This is a genomic window from Candidatus Pelagibacter communis, from assembly GCF_001180205.1.
Taxonomy (GTDB): domain Bacteria; phylum Pseudomonadota; class Alphaproteobacteria; order Pelagibacterales; family Pelagibacteraceae; genus Pelagibacter; species Pelagibacter ubique_O.
The window spans coordinates 1-732 of the sequence record NZ_CVSU01000014.1; the positions used below are offsets into that span (position 1 = coordinate 1).

The window sequence follows — 732 nt, forward strand, 5'->3', positions numbered from 1 at the left end:
ACTAATTTCATGTGGGTATTTTGTCAAAATTTCTTCTATATGAAGAAAATCTACTATCTCCTTAAAGCTAAGTTTTTTTTTCCTTTTTCCTTTATTTCTTTCAGCTCCTAATAAAATATTTTTTTCGACTGTATAATGTGGAAACAAACTATTATCCTGAAAAGCTAAGGATATATTTCGATCCTCAGGCTCTACATTTTGATCTTTGGAAGATAATATTTTACCGTTTAGTTTAATTGTACCTTTTTCAATTTTTTCTAAACCGGCAATAGTTCTTAGTATTGTTGTCTTTCCAATTCCTGATGGGCCTAAAATACATAAAGTATCTCCCTCGTTTTCAATTACGAAAGATGCGTTCTTGACTTTAGTCTTCCCACTTATTGTAAAATCAACATTTTTTATCTCTAAATAGCTATTGCTCATTATCCCTCAAAATATATTTAGATGTAAGCATTATAAAAAAACTTGCAATAAGAATTAAAAATAATGAAGGTACGGCTGCAGCTTCTAGCAAGTCTTCTGAAGCAGATATATAAGCCGTAGTTGCGAATGTTTCAAAATTAAAAGGTCTTAAAATCAAGGTGATTGGTAATTCTCTTATTATTTCTAAAGAAATAAGAATTCCAACAAATAAAAGAGATTTTCTTAAGAAAGGTATATGAATATTTATGAAAGTCTTTTTTTTAGAATAACCAAGTAGGTATGAACTTTCATCAACTGAAATATTTATCT

1 protein-coding gene and 1 pseudogene are annotated in these 732 nt (G+C 28.4%); both read right to left on the minus strand.

Going from position 1 to position 732, the window contains the following annotated elements; all coding sequences use genetic code 11:
* The coding region (locus tag AMO08_RS00610) for an ATP-binding cassette domain-containing protein (RefSeq protein WP_143323779.1) at positions 1-423 on the minus strand (423 nt) is incomplete at its 3' end.
* Positions 413-732, minus strand: a pseudogene (locus AMO08_RS00615) (iron ABC transporter permease); the annotation flags it as partial. The gene AMO08_RS00610 and the pseudogene AMO08_RS00615, both read right to left, overlap by 11 nt.